At 64.3% G+C, this 17153-nt stretch carries 24 protein-coding genes, 1 tRNA gene and 1 pseudogene; 13 read left to right on the top strand and 13 right to left on the bottom strand.

Features of this window, described 5'->3' with window-relative positions; all coding sequences use genetic code 11:
* Positions 1-40: 40 nt before the first annotated feature.
* The 3 genes from WAQ08_RS19065 to WAQ08_RS19055 all read right to left on the bottom strand — a co-directional run bounded on the left by WAQ08_RS19065 (position 41) and on the right by WAQ08_RS19055 (position 1578).
* Positions 41-355: a hypothetical protein gene (locus WAQ08_RS19065; protein ID WP_422193828.1), complete on the bottom strand. Its 315-nt coding sequence runs from the start codon at positions 353-355 to the stop codon at positions 41-43.
* Positions 356-360: 5 nt separating this feature from the next.
* A complete protein-coding gene (locus WAQ08_RS19060) occupies positions 361-1374 on the bottom strand; it encodes a tyrosine-type recombinase/integrase (protein WP_422193825.1) in 1014 nt (337 codons plus the stop codon).
* Between the two features lie 128 nt (positions 1375-1502).
* Positions 1503-1578: transfer RNA gene (locus WAQ08_RS19055), tRNA-Arg, on the bottom strand.
* A gap of 177 nt (positions 1579-1755) precedes the next feature.
* Here WAQ08_RS19055 and WAQ08_RS19050 point away from each other — a divergent pair.
* Positions 1756-2310: a c-type cytochrome gene (locus tag WAQ08_RS19050; RefSeq protein ID WP_422193823.1), complete on the top strand. Its 555-nt coding sequence runs from the start codon at positions 1756-1758 to the stop codon at positions 2308-2310.
* Here WAQ08_RS19050 and WAQ08_RS19045 read toward each other — a convergent pair whose 3' ends face one another.
* The 9 genes from WAQ08_RS19045 to WAQ08_RS19005 all read right to left on the bottom strand — a co-directional run bounded on the left by WAQ08_RS19045 (position 2311) and on the right by WAQ08_RS19005 (position 10219).
* Positions 2311-2874: a DUF2946 family protein gene (locus WAQ08_RS19045; protein ID WP_422193821.1), complete on the bottom strand. Its 564-nt coding sequence runs from the start codon at positions 2872-2874 to the stop codon at positions 2311-2313. It abuts the gene before it with no gap.
* Positions 2875-2905: 31 nt separating this feature from the next.
* A complete protein-coding gene (locus WAQ08_RS19040) occupies positions 2906-3907 on the bottom strand; it encodes a YheT family hydrolase (RefSeq protein WP_422193819.1) in 1002 nt (333 codons plus the stop codon).
* A 10-nt stretch (positions 3908-3917) separates the two neighbouring features.
* Positions 3918-4376 carry a YybH family protein gene (locus WAQ08_RS19035; protein ID WP_422193818.1) on the bottom strand — a complete coding sequence of 153 codons (459 nt, stop codon included), beginning with the start codon at positions 4374-4376 and terminating at the stop codon, positions 3918-3920.
* Between the two features lie 45 nt (positions 4377-4421).
* Complete coding sequence (gene purU, locus WAQ08_RS19030) at positions 4422-5306, bottom strand: formyltetrahydrofolate deformylase (protein WP_422193816.1); 885 nt, start codon at positions 5304-5306, stop codon at positions 4422-4424.
* 132 nt (positions 5307-5438) lie between these two features.
* Entirely contained in the window at positions 5439-7085 is a 1647-nt protein-coding gene (groL, locus tag WAQ08_RS19025) for a chaperonin GroEL (RefSeq protein WP_422193814.1), read from the bottom strand.
* Between the two features lie 50 nt (positions 7086-7135).
* Complete coding sequence (locus tag WAQ08_RS19020; protein ID WP_422193812.1) at positions 7136-7426, bottom strand: co-chaperone GroES; 291 nt, start codon at positions 7424-7426, stop codon at positions 7136-7138.
* Between the two features lie 191 nt (positions 7427-7617).
* Positions 7618-8325, bottom strand: a complete 708-nt coding sequence (locus tag WAQ08_RS19015; protein WP_422193811.1) for an SDR family oxidoreductase — start codon at positions 8323-8325, stop codon at positions 7618-7620.
* Positions 8294-8839 (bottom strand): hypothetical protein, encoded by a 546-nt coding sequence (locus WAQ08_RS19010; RefSeq protein WP_422193809.1) that lies wholly within the window; start codon positions 8837-8839, stop codon positions 8294-8296. The genes WAQ08_RS19015 and WAQ08_RS19010 overlap by 32 nt, the downstream gene beginning before the upstream one ends.
* 189 nt (positions 8840-9028) lie before the next feature.
* Positions 9029-10219, bottom strand: coding sequence for a calcium:proton antiporter (locus tag WAQ08_RS19005; RefSeq protein ID WP_422193807.1), 1191 nt, complete (start codon positions 10217-10219; stop codon positions 9029-9031).
* Between the two features lie 289 nt (positions 10220-10508).
* Between WAQ08_RS19005 and WAQ08_RS19000 the strand changes: the two genes are divergently transcribed.
* The 12 genes and pseudogenes from WAQ08_RS19000 (at position 10509) to WAQ08_RS18945 (ending at position 16328) form a co-directional block, all read left to right on the top strand.
* Entirely contained in the window at positions 10509-10652 is a 144-nt protein-coding gene (locus tag WAQ08_RS19000) for a hypothetical protein (protein ID WP_422193806.1), read from the top strand.
* Positions 10624-11163, top strand: coding sequence for an AraC family transcriptional regulator ligand-binding domain-containing protein (locus WAQ08_RS18995; RefSeq protein ID WP_422193805.1), 540 nt, complete (start codon positions 10624-10626; stop codon positions 11161-11163). Before WAQ08_RS19000 ends, WAQ08_RS18995 begins: the two co-directional genes overlap by 29 nt.
* Complete coding sequence (locus tag WAQ08_RS18990) at positions 11106-11228, top strand: hypothetical protein (protein ID WP_422193835.1); 123 nt, start codon at positions 11106-11108, stop codon at positions 11226-11228. Before WAQ08_RS18995 ends, WAQ08_RS18990 begins: the two co-directional genes overlap by 58 nt.
* Before the next feature lie 346 nt (positions 11229-11574).
* Positions 11575-11787, top strand: coding sequence for a hypothetical protein (locus WAQ08_RS18985; RefSeq protein ID WP_422193803.1), 213 nt, complete (start codon positions 11575-11577; stop codon positions 11785-11787).
* 1 nt (position 11788) lies between these two features.
* Positions 11789-11926: a hypothetical protein gene (locus WAQ08_RS18980; protein ID WP_422193801.1), complete on the top strand. Its 138-nt coding sequence runs from the start codon at positions 11789-11791 to the stop codon at positions 11924-11926.
* Positions 11898-12596 (top strand): hypothetical protein, encoded by a 699-nt coding sequence (locus WAQ08_RS18975; RefSeq protein ID WP_422193799.1) that lies wholly within the window; start codon positions 11898-11900, stop codon positions 12594-12596. Before WAQ08_RS18980 ends, WAQ08_RS18975 begins: the two co-directional genes overlap by 29 nt.
* A 121-nt stretch (positions 12597-12717) precedes the next feature.
* Positions 12718-13053 (top strand): annotated as a pseudogene (locus tag WAQ08_RS18970) (DUF305 domain-containing protein); the annotation flags it as partial.
* 250 nt (positions 13054-13303) lie between these two features.
* Positions 13304-14044: a TetR/AcrR family transcriptional regulator gene (locus WAQ08_RS18965; protein ID WP_422193797.1), complete on the top strand. Its 741-nt coding sequence runs from the start codon at positions 13304-13306 to the stop codon at positions 14042-14044.
* A 106-nt stretch (positions 14045-14150) separates the two neighbouring features.
* Positions 14151-14402, top strand: coding sequence for a hypothetical protein (locus WAQ08_RS18960; protein WP_422193796.1), 252 nt, complete (start codon positions 14151-14153; stop codon positions 14400-14402).
* A gap of 119 nt (positions 14403-14521) precedes the next feature.
* On the top strand, positions 14522-14878 hold the full coding sequence (locus tag WAQ08_RS18955; RefSeq protein WP_422193795.1) for a Crp/Fnr family transcriptional regulator: 357 nt from the start codon (positions 14522-14524) through the stop codon (positions 14876-14878).
* Positions 14879-14955: 77 nt separating this feature from the next.
* Positions 14956-15303 (top strand): hypothetical protein, encoded by a 348-nt coding sequence (locus WAQ08_RS18950; protein ID WP_422193793.1) that lies wholly within the window; start codon positions 14956-14958, stop codon positions 15301-15303.
* A 140-nt stretch (positions 15304-15443) separates the two neighbouring features.
* The gene (locus WAQ08_RS18945; protein ID WP_422193791.1) at positions 15444-16328 is read left to right on the top strand and encodes a metal-dependent hydrolase; all 885 of its coding nucleotides are present in this window, start codon (positions 15444-15446) and stop codon (positions 16326-16328) included.
* Between the two features lie 111 nt (positions 16329-16439).
* Here the strand turns inward: WAQ08_RS18945 and WAQ08_RS18940 are convergent, their stop codons facing one another.
* The gene (locus WAQ08_RS18940) at positions 16440-17072 is read right to left on the bottom strand and encodes a PEP-CTERM sorting domain-containing protein (RefSeq protein ID WP_422193789.1); all 633 of its coding nucleotides are present in this window, start codon (positions 17070-17072) and stop codon (positions 16440-16442) included.
* Positions 17073-17153: the final 81 nt, after the last annotated feature.

Genomic DNA, 17153 nt, shown 5'->3' with positions numbered 1-17153 from the left:
AAGAGCTACCGGCTCAAGGAGGCCGCCGCGCGGCTGGCCATCACGCCCGACCCCGCATAATCACCCCGTCCTGCCTGGAGCAGTTTGACTGGCCAACAGTGGAGCAGTTTGGGGTGGCCATCGGGGACTTCTGCGTCTCTTCGGCGATAGGCCGCTCTTGAGCAAGATACCAATCATCTGTTTTGTCTGGATCAGGTTGCCCAAACAGCGCCTTATGCTTGCTTCGCGCTATGCGAATACGGTGTCTTTTCCGCAGCGCAGTGGTGTCCGACTGAAGTTTGAAAACCTCTGCCAAGACTTTTGGGACTGCAAAGGTGATCGGCGCTTGAGCTTGGTTGGTGATGTTTTTCGCCATACGCTTTAGTCCAGCTTCTGCGCCAGATCGGACGCCTTAGGGTTGTAGTAGCGCTTAAGCATTGCCAAGCTCTTGTGCCCGGTGACCGCCGAAAGCTCAAGGACGTTCACTAGCTTTCCGGCCAACCTTGTGGTGGCGTCATGTCGGAAATCGTGGAACCTCAAGTTTTGAACTTGCGAGCGTGTCATCGCATCCGCGAAAACTTGTTTGAACGCAGATGTCGTCGTGGGAAAGACAGGCCCAACGCTTTGCCCATTGAAAAGGCGCCGCAGCACGAGAGCGGCCTTGTTGCTCAGAGGCACATCGCGCGATGAACCGTTTTTCGTTGCCGGAAGATGCACGCAGCGCCCAGTCCAGTCCACATGCTCCCAGTGAAGATTGAGGATCTCGCCGCGGCGCATGGCTGTACGCAGCGCCAGCAGTACGGCAGGTTTGACCCATGGGTTCCTCGCCCCGGTCCAACAGCCGTCCTCTCGCTGTTGAGGAGAAAGTTCTCGCAGCACCTTTCGAAGTTCGGACCACGATGGGCGACGCGACCTTCCCTCACTCTGTTTAGGACGCTGCAACCCCTTGACCGGATTTGTGAGCGGCAACTGCCATTCAGAGGCGGCATAGCCGAAGACGCTGGACAGCAGATTCATTTCTCTGCGCACCGTGTCCCCCTTCACAGCTCGCCTGCGTGCCTCACGCCAATCACAGATCACGGAGGCAGTCACACGATCCAGCGTCAGCTTGGCCATCGGCTCGCGCATAAGGGCGCGCAGTCGGTAGCCTTCCACGTCCGCGCCCTTCTTGTTTGGCGTGACCTGATCGAGGTATCTCTGCAGTAAGTCGTGCAGATTCATCGAGCGTAGGCTCGTCGTATCGATGAAAGTGCCACGACGCATCTCTGCCTCGCGCTCAGACGCCCATTGGACAGCGTCAGCCTTCGTCTTGAACGTGCGGGCCAACTGGGGCCAACCACGCATGCGAATCTGAGCTTCCCAGCCCGTCGCACCTCGTTTGCGGAAACTTGCCATGCTTGCCTTTCTTCGCGATGTGGCGAATTTGTGGCAAACAGGCGATTTCAGGGAGGGACAAAATTCAGTCCACGCTCCCCCGACTCTTCGAAATCCTTGTGCATCAAGGACTTACATCAAGAGCCAAGTGGCGCGCCCGGCTGGGATCGAACCAGCAACCCCTGCCTTCGGAGGGCAGTACTCTATCCATTGAGCTACGGGCGCGTAGACGACGATTCTAGCAGTGCGCCCGCACTGCCCTCTCGAATCGCAGCTTTCTTGCGCTGCATTAATGAGTTTGTCTTTATGGGAGAACCCTTGGCTAAAGCCCCTGTTGCACGCAAAAACCCACTCCTATAATGAATTTCAGCCCCTCTATCTGCCCCTTCCCCAGAGGACTTCATGAGCCAAGAGCCCCACTCGCCCCACGAAGGTCCGATCAAGACCGTCAATCAGCTGATCGTCGCCGTCTTGCTGGCCTTTGTCGTGCCCATCCTGATCATCGTTCTGCTGGTCAGCTACGTGAACTCGACCAGCAAGGAATCCGCCGGCAGCACCGCGCTGGGCCCCGAGGCCACGGCGCAGCGCATCATGCCGGTGGCCGCGGTGCAGATCAAGGTGGCCGCGGCCAATGCTGGCGCCGCCACCGGTGAAGAAGTCTTCAAGGGCCAATGCGCCGCCTGCCATGAGACTGGCACGCTGGGTGCACCCAAATTCGGTGACGCTGGCGCCTGGAGTGCCCGCATCGCCGAGGGTGTCGAGGCGCTGTACCACGCCGCCCTCAAGGGCAAGAACGCCATGCCCCCGCAAGGCGGCGGCGACTACAACGACGACGAGATCAAGCGCGCGGTGGTCTACCTGGCCAACGCTGGCGGCGGCAAGTTCACGACACCACCCGTGGCGGCCGCAGCCAGCGGTGCGGCCGATGCGGCTGCCAGCGCTGCGTCTGCACCCTGATCAGGTCGCAGGCGCGGTCTGTGCCGGCTTGGCAGGCGCCACCGGCCTGAGCACATAGCCATACCGCTGCGGCAAGGTGTCGAAGGCCACGTCCTGGGGCGTCCAGCCCAGGGCCTCGATGGCGTCCACCGCCACCGCCATGTCCAGCGAGCGTACCAAGCCCAGGCCGATGTCCGTGGCCAGGAACAGGCGCCCCTGTTCGTCCAGCCAGGTGTCCGTCACTTGCCCGGCTTCACGGCCGGTATGGGTCTCGATGCGAAAGCCCCCATCGCCCTGCGCCTGAATGCCCAGTACCCAGGGCGCGGCTTCCAGCACCACGTAGACACGCTGCGGGCCGTTCTGGAAGAACCAGGCCCCCTGCTCGTCCGCCTCGTAGTTGCGGCAGATGAAGTCCTTGAGCTTGTCATGCACGATGCGGCTTCCCTTGACCTGCGGGAAGGTGCCGGCCTGCTGCGTCTGTGCATCGCGCAGGTACCAGTCGCCGCGCGCGTCCAGCCCCAGCCAGTCGTAGCTGTAGGGCACGTTGGGCCATTTCTTCAGCGCGGCCTTGACGATCTCGTCCATCGCGGTCTCCTTGCTTGTCGCCCAGTCAGGCTCAGCGCAGGTGCATGGCAAGCCACGCGCCCACGGCCTGGGGCAGATCGCCCACATGCCCGGGCCACGCCCCACCAGGGAAGCCCACGTGCCCACCATCCTCGGGCTGCCACAAGGTGACCCAGTTGCTGACCTGATCCGGCCTGGGCAGGCTGCCCCCCGGGATGAACGGGTCGTTGCGGGCATTGAGCACCAGCGCCGGCACACCCGTCAGGCTGATCAGGCGCGGGCCGGCCGAGCACTTCACCCAGTAATCCTCGGCATCGGCAAAACCGAACACCGGGGCCGTCACGGCATTGTCGTACTCGTACAGATCCCGCGCCTGGCGCAGGGCATGCGCATCGTACAGGCCGGGGTAGTGCGCCAGCTTGGCCAGCGCCTTGGGCTTCATGCTCGCGATGAACATGCGGTTGTAGACCTGCCGGTTGAAGCCGCGGCTGATGGCATGGCCCGCGGCGGCCAGGTCCAGCGGGGCCGAGATGGCCGCCACGGCGCGCACGCGCAGGCTGGCCTCATGCCCAGCCTCCTGGGCCCAGCGCAGCAGCACATTGCCGCCCAGGGACACGCCAGCGGCCACACGCGGGCCGTCGGGGTGGGCCTGCATGAACTTGTCCAGGATCCAGCCGGCTTCTTCATAGTCACCGCTGTGGTATGCCCTGGGCGCCAGGTTCGGCTCGCCCGAGCAGCCCCGAAAGTGCGGCACGGCACAGCCCCAGCCCTGCGCCTTGGCCCAGTGGCCAAAGGCCTGGGCATAGTGGCTGCGCGATGAGCCCTCCAGCCCATGGAACAGGATCAGCAGGGGGGATTGCGGTGCGGGCGGTTCGGCCAGCCAGTCCACATCGACGAAATCGCCGTCCGGGGCGGTCCAGCGCTCACGGCGCCCCTTCAAGCGGGGCGCCGCCTCCGGCCAGTGGCGAGAGAACACCGCGGGCCAGATGGTTTGCACATTGCCGCCCACGGCGCCAGGGGCCCGCAGCCATCGGGGAGCACGCCAGGACTTCATCGGCCGCCCGTCAGTGCAGTACGGACGAGGCCTCGATCATGTCCTGCATGTCGTCGGGCTGACCGGGGCTGGCGTGGTGCAGCGCCAGACGCCAGCCATGGGCAGTGCGCAGGTAGACATTGCTGGCCAGCACGTAGGCCGTCTGCAGGCCTTCGGGTGTCATGGCCTGGACACGTTCAAGCACATGGTGCACCTCACAGCCAGGGCCTTCCACGCTGCGCACCTGCGCCAGCGTGACGTGCACGCCGCCATTGGAGAACACCGCCTCGAAAGCCGCGCGGATGGCCACATGGCCCACCAGGCGCGGCCCGCCGGGGTGCACGCAGGCAATGTCTTCATCCTCGGCCCACAGGCTCATCAGGCGTTCGATGTCGCCCTGCTGCATGGCCTCGTAGAAGGCGGCCTCAGTCTCGTCGGCCGTGGCCATCAAGGCGGCCTGGGCCACTTTCTGGGATCGGGAATCAGTCATCGGCCTGTGCCCTTCGTGTCGTTCGTTACACGCCGCCCAAGCAGCTCAGCGGAAGACCACCGTCTTGTGGCCGTTCATCAGCACGCGGTGCTCGGTGTGCCACTTCACGGCACGCGCCAGCACGATGCACTCCACGTCGCGGCCCACGGCGGTGAAATCCTCGGGGCTGAGCGTGTGGTCCACGCGCTGCACGTCCTGCTCGATGATGGGGCCTTCGTCCAGGTCGGCCGTCACGTAATGGGCCGTCGCGCCGATCAGTTTCACGCCGCGGTCGTGCGCCTGGTAGTAGGGCTTAGCGCCCTTGAAGCTGGGCAGGAAGCTGTGGTGGATGTTGATGGCCCGGCCCTTGAGGAAGCTGCAAAACTCGGGGCTGAGGATCTGCATGTAGCGGGCCAGCACAACCAGGTCGGTGCCCGTCTGCTCGACCAGGGCCTCGACCTGCTTTTCCTGCTCGCGCTTGGCTTCGGCACTGGAGCCGGTGGGCAGCGGCAGGTGGTGGAAAGGGATGCCGTAGCTGGCGGCCAGCTCGGCGTAATCGGGGTGGTTGGAGACGATGGCCGGCACGTCGATGGGCAGCCATCCAGAGCGCACGCGGAACAGCAGGTCGTTGAGGCAGTGGCCATGCTTGCTGACCATCACCAGCACCCGGGGCTTAGCGCCCAGACCGCGGATCTGCGCTTCCATCTTGAACTGGGCACGCACATGGCTGAAGAGCTTGTCCAGCGTGGCCACGTCGGCCAGGTGCTCGGGCGCCTCGAAGTGCACCCGCATGAAGAACAGCCCCGTGCTGTCGTCACACTGCACGTCGCCGAACTGCTGCGAGTCGATGATGTTGCAGCCGGCCTGGTACAGCAGGCCCGAGACGGCGTGGACGATGCCCTTGGTATCAGTGCACGACAGGGTGAGGACGAATTCGCGGGGGGTGCTCATGGTGGCGTCATTGTAGGTGGGGCCTGTGAAACCCGCCTGACATCGGAAAATGAAAAGGGCCGCATTGCTGCGGCCCTTTCTGTAGCTCGGGGGAGCTTGGCGTCGAGGCGGCCAAAGCCGCCCCGGCAGGCATTACATGCCCATGCCGCCCATACCGCCCATGCCGCCCATGTCGTGGCCACCGGCTGCGGGTGCGTCGTCCTTGGGGGACTCGGCGACCATGCACTCGGTCGTCAGCATCAGGGAGGACACGGAAGCAGCGTTCTGCAGGGCCGTGCGGGTGACCTTCGTGGGATCCAGGATGCCCATTTCGATCATGTCGCCGTAGGTGCCGTTGGCGGCGTTGTAGCCGTAGGTGCCCTTGCCGTTCAGCACGGCGTTGACCACCACGGACGGCTCGTCACCGGCGTTCGACACGATCTCGCGCAGGGGGGCTTCAATGGCCTTCAGGATCAGCTTGATGCCGGCGTCTTGATCGGCGTTGTCGCCCTTCACTTCGCCCACAGCTTGCTTGGCGCGCAGCAGAGCCACGCCACCACCAGGAACCACGCCTTCTTCAACGGCGGCACGGGTCGCGTGCAGCGCGTCTTCAACGCGGGCCTTCTTTTCCTTCATTTCGACTTCGGTGGCAGCGCCGACCTTGATCACGGCCACGCCGCCGGCCAGCTTGGCCACGCGCTCTTGCAGCTTCTCGCGGTCGTAGTCGGAGGTGGCTTCTTCGATCTGGATGCGGATCTGCTTGACGCGGGCTTCGATGCCAGCGGCTTCACCGGCGCCGTCGATGATGGTGGTGTTTTCCTTGCCCACTTCGACGCGCTTGGCCTGGCCCAGATCGGCCAGCGTAACCTTCTCCAGCGACAGACCGACTTCCTCGGCGATGACCTTGCCGCCCGTCAGGATGGCGATGTCTTCCAGCATGGCCTTGCGGCGGTCGCCGAAGCCAGGAGCCTTCACAGCCACGACCTTCAGGATGCCGCGGATGGTGTTGACCACCAGAGTGGCCAGCGCTTCGCCATCGACTTCTTCAGCGATGATCAGCAGCGGACGGCCAGCCTTGGCGACTTGCTCCAGCGTGGGCAGCAGGTCACGGATGTTGGACACCTTCTTGTCGTACAGCAGCACGAAGGGGTTGTCCAGCAGGGCGGCCTGCTTCTCGGGGTTGTTGATGAAGTAGGGCGACAGGTAGCCGCGGTCGAACTGCATGCCTTCGACGACGTCCAGTTCGTTGTTCAGGCTCTTGCCGTCTTCAACGGTGATCACGCCTTCCTTGCCCACCTTGTCCATCGCGTCGGCGATGATCTGGCCGACGTCGGCGTCGGAGTTGGCGGAAATGGTGCCGACCTGGGCGATTTCCTTGGAGGTGGTGGTGGCCTTCGATTGCTTCTTCAGCTCGGCGACCAGGGCGGCAACCGCCTTGTCGATGCCGCGCTTGAGGTCCATCGGGTTCATGCCGGCGGCCACGTACTTCATGCCTTCGCGCACGATGGCCTGGGCCAGCACGGTGGCGGTGGTGGTGCCGTCACCGGCGTTGTCGGAGGTCTTGGAAGCGACTTCCTTGACCATCTGGGCGCCCATGTTCTGGAGCTTGTCCTTCAGCTCGATTTCCTTGGCCACGGACACACCGTCCTTGGTCACGGTGGGGGCGCCGAAAGAGCGCTCGAGCACCACGTTGCGGCCCTTGGGGCCCAGGGTCACCTTGACGGCATTGGCCAGGATGTTGACACCCTCGACCATGCGGGCACGGGCTTCACCGCCGAAGACGACGTCTTTTGCTGCCATTTGAATTCTCCGAAATCAGTAGATGTGGGGTAGTGCCTGAAAGGCTGTGCTTACTTGGCGACGACGGCGAAGAGGTCTTCTTCACGCATCACCAGCAGCTCGTCGCCATCGACCTTGACGGTCTGGCCAGAGTACTTGCCGAACAGGACGCGGTCGCCGACGGCGACGTTCAGGGCAACGAACTCACCCTTGTCATTGCGCTTGCCGGGACCAACGGCGAGGACTTCGCCCTGGTCAGGCTTCTCGGCGGCATTGTCCGGAATGTAGATGCCCGAAGCGGTCTTGGTTTCGTTTTCCAGGCGCTTGACGATCACGCGATCGTGCAGAGGACGCAGTTTCATGACTTCTCCTGTCTCGTGAGACATCGGGGGTTGTTGCGCGCCCGCATGATAGTAAGCACTCACATGCAGACAACGGGATAAAGCGGACGCCCCGGGGTTGAAAGACCGCGCGGGACGTGTTGTTAGCACTCAAGCAAGTCGAGTGCTAAAAGCATTATAGGGATCAGGCCGAGAGTTTCAAGAGGCCTTTTTCACCAGGGCAGCGTCTGGCCCAGGTGCGTGAAGGAGCCGCTGGGGCCGTCGTCGGGCAGCAGCGCCATCTGCACGCTGCTCTTGGCGCCGTCGGCGATGCTCAGATCGCCTGCGCCCCGGTTCATGTCGGTCTGCACATAGCCAGGGTGGATGGCGTTCACCTTGTGGGGCGTGTCCTTAAGCTCGTAGGCCAGGTGCACCGTCCAGGCGTTCACGGCGCTCTTGGAGGCGTCGTACGCCGGGATCTTGACGCCGTAGATCGGCGAGGCCGGGTCGGTGTGAAGGCCGAAGGAGCCCAACTGGCTCGACACGTTGACGATCCGGGCCGAGGGCGCGGCGCGCAGCAGGGGCAGCAGCGCCTGCGTCACCTCCACCACGGCGAACAGGTTGGTGTCGAAGGTCTCGCGCCAGCAGGCCAGGGTCTGCCGCGATGGGGGGCGTGCAACATCGTCCAGCAGGACGCCGGCGTTGTTGACCAGGATGTCCAGCCGGCCGAAGCGGCTCTGGATGTCGGCCACCACCGTGGCGATGTGGCCGGCGTTCGTGACGTCGAGCGTCACGGGCTCCACGGCCAGGCCTTGCGCGCGGAGTTCATCGGCCGCCTTGACCGCACTGGCGGCGCTGCGCCCGGCCAGCAGCACCAGCACACCCGCCTGGGCGAGCTGGCGGCAGGTTTCAAAGCCGATGCCACGGGTGGCGCCGGTCACCAAAGCAATTTTCTGTGAGGTGGTCATGCTGCGGGGTTCGAAGAATGGGTGCCTGGATTGGACGCCGATTCGATAACCCCGGGAGCCCGGTGGGGCTTGTGCGGTCTAGGCCTCGCAAGGCTCCACGGGTGTCGGGCAGCTGGTTCACGGCCACGCGGCTGTCGGCGTAGATCTCTACCGTTCGCGCCGTGGCGGACACCACCCGCGCCCGGGCCTTGTCCAGCCGTGCGAACCGGGGGCCGCGCGACAGCGTGAACAGCGCTTCGGGATTGAACTGGAACACGTCGATGCCCACCTGCCCCACGAACAGAAAGCGCTGGCTGGCCGTCAGCTTGGCAAAGTCATCGGCGTACAAAACGCAGACAGCGGCGGCGGGCAACTTCTCGGCCCCGCCCTTGCGCCACTTGAGGTAGGCCTCCCTGCTCATCCGCAGGATCCGGCCATCCCACCATGTGGCTGCGATCTCCCTGACACCCTCTTGGCCGGTGGCCTCTGTCCGTACGCACTTCGTCATCGCGGGATTATCGCGTGGCAATCACCCGCGCCAGGCCACAAAAAAGGCCCCCCGGGAAAGCTCCTGGAGGGCCTGGAAAAAGGCTCCCACTGCTAGGTAGTAGCCGGATGTCATTCTATCTCTTGGCCGATTTTTGTGCACGGGCCAAGCCTTTGCAGGCCCCAGATGCGCCAGCACACCGGCACAAGCTCACGGCTGGAACAGCAGCAGAGCGAACACCGCGAACGCTGCCAGGTGCATGAAGCCCTGGATCGGCGAGGTGCGCTGCCCATTGAAGGTGAGCATGCTCAGCACCATTGTCACCACGAACAACGCGGCCTCTGCGGGCGAGATCCCCATGATCACGGGCTGCCCTGTGATCAGGCCGATCACCAGCACAGCCGGCACCGTGAGCCCCACCGTGGACACGAAGGCGCCAAGACACAGGTTGACCGCACGCTGCATCTCGTTGTTCATCGCGGCCTTGACGGCGGTGATGGACTCGGGCGTGAACACGATGATGGCAATCAGCACGCCACCGACCGCCGGCGGCGCACCGATCGCGGCGATGCCGTAGTCCGTGACCGCCGCCAGGTGATGGGACAACAGCACGATGGGCAGGATCAGGGCCAACAGCAGGACGGAGCGCACGATGAGGGCCCGCGTGTCGCGCGGCCGGGCTGCTGACAGGCTCTGTTGCCCGGGATCCGGCCGCCTCAGCACACGAATCGCCATGGCCCCACGCGGCGGCTGCACGAAAAAGCGCCGATGGCTGCGCATCTGCATCCACAGGAAGACGCTATACAGCAGCACCGTGACCACGGAGATGCCCACCGCCTGCACGGCAGAGAACGCCCCTGCCCCGCTGGTGTAATTGGGCAGCACCAGCGACACGCCCGTGAGCAGCGCGATCATCGACAGGTAGGCACTGGCGCCCTGCGCGTTGAACTCCTGGTCGCCATGGCGCGAGGCCCCCATGATCAGGCACACGCCGATCACCAGGTTCATGATGATCATCATCACGGCAAAGATCGAATCACGCCCGATGGTAGGAAAGTGCCCCGGACCCAGCAGCACCGAGGCAATCAGGATCACCTCGATGGACACGATGGACAGCGTCAGGATCAAGGTGCCGTAGGGCTCGCCCAGTTGATGGGCCAGGTGATCGGCCTCGTGCACGACACCGAAGGACGCGGCCAGGATGGTGCCGAACAGCAGGGCGAAGGCCACGCCAGCCGTGGCCGGCCCCATGCCCGCGCCCAGCCAGCCATCGGCTGCGAGCGTGAAGCCCGCGACCACCAGCCAGGCCAGGCCCAGGCGCAGCCAGGCGGCGGGCGTCAGCAGCCGTTGCGCTTGTTCAATGTGGGAGGAATCGCCTTGCGGCGGGAGTGACGTGGCCATCGCGTGTGCCCCTGCTCCATCGGTGATGCAGGGCCGTCCCTCTTGGTGTGCTGGCACCGAGGTCGTCCTCGGGGCAGGCCCTGGGCAGATCCACCCCAGGCGTTTTGATCCTAGCACGCAGCGCCAAAACAGGTGCGGCCTACGGACAAGTGTTGAGAACTCGACAAAGCAAGGGAAGGTCCCGCCCCTCGCCCACGGGAAAACAGTCTTTCAAATGCACGGATCAGTACCTAGATTGATGATCACCTGGTGGCGCATGGGTGCCCGGTAAGCCGCACAGCTCACGATCATGGACGTCTCCCTGCTGAATCTGAAGTCACTGGCACACACGCTGGATGTGGAAGGATTCTCGTCGGAGCCTGTGCTGCTGCGCTGCGGCCTCCAGGATCTGAAGCACCAGCCAGATGATGCCTGGGTGCCGCTCGACCAGTGATGCATCCTTCGGCCTGATCGCGGGCAAGAGCCTGGCGCTGGTGCGCTATGGCTTCCTGCCGCCGCTGGCGCTGTTCTCGCCCAGCCTGCGCCAGATCCCGGACGACATCGTGCGCTTTGCGCCGCTGGTGCTGAACCGCTCCGAGATCGATCTGAACGACGGCGGTCCCCACGCACGATTGCTGATCACCCCGGTGATGCAAGGCGGACGCAGCGGGCGCTTTCGCGCCGAGTTCGTGGCCATCTCGGCCCTGCAGTTGCTCAGGCTGAGCCGGCGCGGAAGACAGCGACATCCTTCATGCGGACTTCCCTTACACCTGCCCGATGATCAGCACAGCCGCTACGTGGCCTCGTTCGGCGCGGGCCTGCGCTTCGATCAAAAACCCTGGCCATCAGCTTCAACCCTCGCCTGCTCGCACAGGACAAGCAGAGCCTCAAGCAAATCGCCACAGCGCTGGGTTTTGCCGCCGTGCCCAGCTTTCATCGGGCCTTTTGGCGCTGGAAGGGTGTGACACCTCTGCAATGGCAAGAGCAGCAGCTGGCACGTTCGGGTACAGAACTTGCCAGACACCTCTGAGCAAGAACCCCTGCTTCGGTCCGTGCGGCCAATGATTGGCCTGCAAGGTGATTGTCAGCACGCGATCGTCACGCAACGATCACGCCCGACACCGAACGACAGGAGACTTGCATGCCATCGTCCAAGCAGTGCATCCCATGGGGTGCGGCCTTGCTCATCGCCACAGCGTGCGTGCCAGCCGCTGCTGCCAGCAGCGCCAACATCGCCCCGGTACCCACTGCACAGTGCGGTCCCGGCTCGGCACCGGAAACCGGCGTGCAAGGGCAGGTGCCCGCGGCAGACCGCATCAGTGGCCGCAGCCAGCAGGGCTACCGATGCAAGATGGAACTGATGGGGCAAGAGAAAGATGCGGCAAGGTGCGCAGGTGATCGATGTGGCTGATCCGGCCAACCCGCGCTGGGTCAAGTCACTCACCACACGCGCCTTCAACCTTGGCACCTGGGAAACCTTGCGCACCAGCCCCAACGGCAAGCTGCTGGCGGATGCCGGCTGGGGCGTGCCGTTCGGCGCGGACAAGCTGGACCTCCAACAATGCCACGGGCTACCTGTCAGCCATTGACGTGAGCAACCCCACCAAGCCCACCAACGTCTATCACGGGGGCTCGTCGCTCTTCCTCAACCACGGCATGTCCTTCAACGCCGATGGCACGCACATGTATCTGCGCCAGCATGTTCCCTGCGGGCATCGCCATCCTTGATGTCAGCGACATCCAGCAGCGCAAGGCCGGCATGCCCCGCGTGCGCCAGATCAACCGCCTGAAGTGGAACGACGGCAGCATCACGCAGAGCACCCTGCCCGTCACCTACCAGGGCAAGCCTTCCCTGATCACGGTGGATGAAGGCGGCGCGCAGAACATCAATGGTGCGGTTCGCTTCATCGACATCAGCAATGAACGCGCTCCCACGGTGGCCTCGCACATCCGCCTGTCCATCCAGACCGAGCAAAATCTGCCGGTGCGCCGCCAGGATCTGGCTGATGACAGCATCTTCTCGCACGACGCGCACTACTGCGATGTGGACCGCCGCACCAACCCCACCGCACTGGCTTGTGCCTACTTCAATGCGGGCATCCGGGTGTTCAACATCGCCAATCCGCTCAAGCCACACGAGATCGCCTACTTCAACCCACCGGCACAAACCGGCCGCAACGCCGAGTTGCCCGGCTCGGACCATGCCCAGGCGTTTGCGCTGGGCAGCCTGCCCGGCATCTCGCCAGCCACCGGCTCGCTGGGCCTGAAGCTGGCGGACCTCATGGCCGACTGGTGCTCGTCACCGCCCCGGTTCGTGAACGGGCAGCTGTGGGTGTCCTGTGCGGACAACGGCTTCATGGTTCTGAAGTTCACCAATGGCGTCTACCCCATCCCCTGAGGCCGCCCGCTGACGCCAGGCCGCTGGTCTGGCCCTGGTGGCCTGCGTGCTGGGCACAGGCCTTGTCACCGCAGACAGACTCACACGCGCGACGCCTGCCGAGACACAAGGTGACCTGGTGATGGCGGCAGACAAAACACCAGCCGCCACGAACACCACGCCCGCCCCCGTCAGCATCGGCTTCGCGCAGGAGATGTCGCAGCATCACGAGCAGGCGCTGCTGCTGGCGCGCTTCGCGGAAGTGCATGGCTCGCCCGTGGTGCAAGCCTGGGCGCGCGATGTGGCCCACACGCAGTTGCGCGAGATCGGTGCAATGCAGGGCTGGCTGATGCGGTGGATGACGCATGCCTACGCGCAATCCGGGCAACGCAATGACGACTACGAGTGCTTCATCAGCCTGTGCAGCAGCCTGGGCACCATGCCCGGCCAAGTGTCCACGCAAGAGTTCAACCACCTGGCCGGCTTGCGCGGCAAGACCTTCGATGCCCAGTTCCTCCGGCTCATGATCCGCCACTTTGATCGCCACCCAACGCGAAGAATGGCTGTGGATGTCACGGATGTTGGGCCCTTCGGACGCAGGCGCTTGATGCACCGCAACAAGCTGCCGCCGCCACGACGGGCGCGCTGCACGGCGGCCCGCACCACGGCCAACACGGCACCGATTCCCGGCGACAATCCGGCTCATCGTTCACAGCACCCCCGTGCGCATGAGCAACGCCCGCAAGCCCGCCTCCGCGCGCAACCTGCCCACCGAGATCGCCCCCATCGGCGATGTCATGCGCAAGCTTCCGCGAGGCAGCAGCAGCCTGCCCAAGAACGTCGTGCAGCACGCACAGCGCATCCGCCTGTTCTACGCGATCGCCCACTGCGTGGCCGACAAGGGCTATGCCGACACGACCATGACCGACATCACCCGCCACGCGGGTGTCTCGCGCACCACCTTCTACGAGCTGTTCACAGACAAGGAGCACTGCTTTCTGGAAGGCTTTCGGATCATGTCCGGCATCCACATGCAATCGGCCCGCAGCGCACTCGACACCTCGGAATCCCTGGCCGATCGCAGCATCGCCGCGCTGAAAGCCTACAACGATCGCATTGTCGAGCAGCCCATGCTGGCCAAGGCCTTCATCGTGGAGGCCCAGGCCGCGTCGCCCGCCATCCGGAAGGCGCTGCAGCAAGCCCAGGCGCAATGGGCCGACATCATCAAGGACTGGCTCAAGCAGATACGCGCCGCACACCCCGATGTGCCGCTGGCCACGGAAAACACCTTGCAGATGGTGGTGGCCGGCATGTACCGCTTCGCCGTGGACACCACGCGCCACACGGGCGACGACACCGATGCGCGCCTGCTGGACCTGACGCGCTTCACATGGTCGGCCCTCGGCCTGTACGGCTGGGCACGCAAGCTGGGCAGTACCACCCGTCGCTGGGGCGCCCCCACTCGCTAGATCCCGCAGACATGGGACATGCAGCCCCTGTCAGGGTCTGCACGATTTCATATGTACTTTAACGTACATATAATTGATGCACCCGCACCCATCCGCCGCACCGACCATGTGCACGTCCCACCCCGCCACCAGCGAGGCCCTGCTGCAAGACGCCTGGTTCAGCAGCCTGCCCTTGCCCATGCAGCAAGGCCTGCTGTCGCTGGCCGCGATCAAGTCTGTGCGGGCAGGCCGGCGCATCTTCTCGCGCGGGGATCCGAGCACCGGCGTGTACGCCCTGCTGGAGGGCTCCATCCTGGTGTCCGGTGATGCCGAGCCCGTCAAAAGCAACGCGCTGATTCGCCTAAGCCCGCCCATATGATTCGGCGAGATCAGCCTGTTCGATGGCGCCAGCCGCACCCACCACGTGGACACGGCTCAAGATTGCACCCTACTGTGGCTGCCCATGGGCCCCTTGCGCCAGTTCCTCGATGCCAACCCGTGTACTGGAAGCACGTGGCCCTGCTGCTCACGCAGAAGCTGCGCTTTGCCTCGCTGGCGCTGGACGAGCTGGCCAAGACACCGCCGCAGCCCCGCGTGGCACGCCGCCTGGTGTGGATGTCGGTGGGCCTGAACCCGCAGACCGCCCGCGACACCATCGACATCCGCCAGGACCAGTTGGCCGAGATGATGGGCATGTCCCGCACCTCGGTGAACGCCATGCTGCGCGAGATGCAGCGCGACGGCCTGGTGCAACTGACCTACGGTCGCATCCGCCTGCTCGATGCCGACCGACTCAAGCGCGTGGCCCGCTACGAGCAGGGGCAGCCCGACACGCCACGGGCCGCCCACCTTTGAGCTGGCCGGGCACACCGATTGCCCTGTCTCCTGCAAGGCCGCGTCCCTTGCGGCCTCTCACTCAAAGGAGATGACACATGAACACTTCCATCAAGACCCTGCTGGCCACTTCTGCCGCCTGTTTCAGCCTGTCGGTGCTCGCGGCCGATCCCACCACCACCCTGCCCAGCGATCCCGGTGGCGCCCTAACCTCTCAGGAAGCACGCGACCTCAAGACGCAGAACAAGGCGGACTACAAGGCCCACAAGAAGGTGGCCGAGGCCAACAAGGATCTGGAGATCGCCGACTGCAAGACCGCCGGCCTGGGCGCCAAGGATGAGCGCGATTGCAAGTACGACGCCAAGCAGAGCGCCAAGGCCGTGAAGAAGGATGCCAAGGAAGTCTTCAAGGACAACAAGGCCGGCATCAAGGACCGCACTCAGTAACCCGACTCCAGTAAACGGCATCGCACGACACCTATGGGAAACCCTGGGTGTCGTGCGCGATGCCTTCCTGTCGTGCGGGCAGGCTCCAAAGATGACAGGTCGCTTCCTACACTGCGGCCAGTTGTCATGAGGAGACTGCCATGTCCGCCACACAAGAACACGACCGCCCCGACCAGATCGTCCCCCGCGAGAAGCTCGACTTCCACCTGGACGAAACCACCCCGCGCTTCTGGCACGGCGGCAATCCTTTCCGCACCCGCCTGTTCGACGGCATGCAGGCCGCCTTCCCCGATGGCGAGCGTTACTTCATCACCAGCGTGCGCGCCTTCCGCCATCTGATCAAGGACCGCAAGCTGGCCGAGGACGTGAAGAACTTCATGCGCCAGGAAGGCCAGCACGGCATTGCCCACACGCACTACAACGACCTGCTGCGCAAGCAGGGCTGCGATGTGGACCGCATCCTGACCGATGCCAAGACCCTGTTCGACGACTACACCAGGAAGTACTCAGCCGAGTACAACCTGGCACTGACCGCCGCCTTCGAGCACTTCACGGCCATGATGGCAGAGGGCCTGTTCTCCAAGCGCGACATCATGAAGGACGCCGACCCCAACGTGCGCGCCATGTGGGCCTGGCATGCCATCGAAGAGATGGAGCACAAGGCCGTGGCCTTCGACGTGATGCAGCAGATCGCCAAGGTGGGCTATTTCAAGCGCTGCGCAGCCATGACGCACGCGCTGTACAAGGTGGTGGTCGACAGCGTGCGCCTGACCAACCGCCTGATGGTGGGCGATGGCTTCAGCCTGACCAAGCGTGTGTGGCTGATCACCAAGGGCCTGGGCTGGGTCTACGGCCCTGGCGGCCTGTTCTCGCGCAACACCTTCAAGCTGCTGGATTACTACCGCCCCGGCTTCCACCCCTGGCAGCACAAGGTGGTGCACAGCTACCCGGTGTGGGTACGCACCTATGCCGAGACCAACGATCCGATGGTGGCCGGCGACGCGCTGTTCCAGGCTGCGCACTGACCAGGGCAGAGGCCCGGGCCTGGTCCCGGCTTCCGCCAAACAAAAAGGCAACCCGAGGGTTGCCTTTTTTCATGCGCCCGGCGCCCGAGGGCACCGGCACTGCGCAGCCGATCAGCCTTGACGCTTCTGGCGGGCGATCAGGGCGATGCCGACAAGGCCCAGACCCATCAGGGCGTAGGTGGAGGGCTCGGGCACGGCCGGGGTGGTGGGCAGCGAGACGGACTTCACAGCCGACGTGATGGCCGACAGGGACTCTGGCTTCACATCCTTGCTTGCCAGGTAAGCCAGCAGGCCGGACGACACGGAGAAGTTGGAACCCGTCAGGATGCTGCCAGCGCTGCTGGCGGTATTGGCCTTGAGCAGATCACCCGTGAAGTTGATCGACGACACGGCCAAGCCCGTACCGGTCAGGGAACCGTAGAGGGTGTTGGTGGTCAGGTCGAAGGAGAAGTTCGTGAAGGACAGCGTCTGCAGGCCGACCAGGGCCACGCTCACGCCGATCGAGAAGCCATCGCTGTTGCCGAAATCGATCACCTTGGTGCTGGCCGAGGCCACGGCCGAGGTCAGCGTGCCGGTGGATGCGGCATAGGTGTTCGCGCCCACTTTGTTCACGGTCAGGCTGTTGGTGGCGATCACGGAGGTGTCCAGCTGCACGGTGGCGTTGGCGGCCATTGCACCGCTGGCGGCCACGGCAGCAGCCACGGCGACGGCAGCGCGGGAAATGGTCTTGATGACTGCGTTCATGTTTGTCCTTCGGGTTGTGTTGTCGAGATCCTCAAGCGATCTGCAGATATTTGATTAAGTGCACCGCGTTAAACCTTGGTG

The sequence above is a fragment of the Aquabacterium sp. genome, assembly GCF_049274795.1.
GTDB lineage: Bacteria > Pseudomonadota > Gammaproteobacteria > Burkholderiales > Burkholderiaceae_C > Aquabacterium.
This window is presented reverse-complemented; position numbering and strand designations above follow the sequence as displayed.

Bases quoted from the DNA above. Each gene is read 5' to 3' on its own strand.
- WAQ08_RS19065 (WP_422193828.1), bottom strand. From the start codon at position 355: ATGGCGAAAAACATCACCAACCAAGCTCAAGCGCCGATCACCTTTGCA.
- WAQ08_RS19060 (WP_422193825.1), bottom strand. From the start codon at position 1,374: ATGGCAAGTTTCCGCAAACGAGGTGCGACGGGCTGGGAAGCTCAGATT.
- WAQ08_RS19050 (WP_422193823.1), top strand. From the start codon at position 1,756: ATGAGCCAAGAGCCCCACTCGCCCCACGAAGGTCCGATCAAGACCGTC.
- WAQ08_RS19045 (WP_422193821.1), bottom strand. From the start codon at position 2,874: ATGGACGAGATCGTCAAGGCCGCGCTGAAGAAATGGCCCAACGTGCCC.
- WAQ08_RS19040 (WP_422193819.1), bottom strand. From the start codon at position 3,907: ATGAAGTCCTGGCGTGCTCCCCGATGGCTGCGGGCCCCTGGCGCCGTG.
- WAQ08_RS19035 (WP_422193818.1), bottom strand. From the start codon at position 4,376: ATGACTGATTCCCGATCCCAGAAAGTGGCCCAGGCCGCCTTGATGGCC.
- purU (WP_422193816.1), bottom strand. From the start codon at position 5,306: ATGAGCACCCCCCGCGAATTCGTCCTCACCCTGTCGTGCACTGATACC.
- groL (WP_422193814.1), bottom strand. From the start codon at position 7,085: ATGGCAGCAAAAGACGTCGTCTTCGGCGGTGAAGCCCGTGCCCGCATG.
- WAQ08_RS19020 (WP_422193812.1), bottom strand. From the start codon at position 7,426: ATGAAACTGCGTCCTCTGCACGATCGCGTGATCGTCAAGCGCCTGGAA.
- WAQ08_RS19010 (WP_422193809.1), bottom strand. From the start codon at position 8,839: ATGACGAAGTGCGTACGGACAGAGGCCACCGGCCAAGAGGGTGTCAGG.
- WAQ08_RS19005 (WP_422193807.1), bottom strand. From the start codon at position 10,219: ATGGCCACGTCACTCCCGCCGCAAGGCGATTCCTCCCACATTGAACAA.
- WAQ08_RS19000 (WP_422193806.1), top strand. From the start codon at position 10,509: ATGGACGTCTCCCTGCTGAATCTGAAGTCACTGGCACACACGCTGGAT.
- WAQ08_RS18995 (WP_422193805.1), top strand. From the start codon at position 10,624: ATGATGCCTGGGTGCCGCTCGACCAGTGATGCATCCTTCGGCCTGATC.
- WAQ08_RS18985 (WP_422193803.1), top strand. From the start codon at position 11,575: ATGCGGCAAGGTGCGCAGGTGATCGATGTGGCTGATCCGGCCAACCCG.
- WAQ08_RS18975 (WP_422193799.1), top strand. From the start codon at position 11,898: ATGTTCCCTGCGGGCATCGCCATCCTTGATGTCAGCGACATCCAGCAG.
- WAQ08_RS18965 (WP_422193797.1), top strand. From the start codon at position 13,304: ATGAGCAACGCCCGCAAGCCCGCCTCCGCGCGCAACCTGCCCACCGAG.
- WAQ08_RS18960 (WP_422193796.1), top strand. From the start codon at position 14,151: ATGTGCACGTCCCACCCCGCCACCAGCGAGGCCCTGCTGCAAGACGCC.
- WAQ08_RS18950 (WP_422193793.1), top strand. From the start codon at position 14,956: ATGAACACTTCCATCAAGACCCTGCTGGCCACTTCTGCCGCCTGTTTC.
- WAQ08_RS18945 (WP_422193791.1), top strand. From the start codon at position 15,444: ATGTCCGCCACACAAGAACACGACCGCCCCGACCAGATCGTCCCCCGC.
- WAQ08_RS18940 (WP_422193789.1), bottom strand. From the start codon at position 17,072: ATGAACGCAGTCATCAAGACCATTTCCCGCGCTGCCGTCGCCGTGGCT.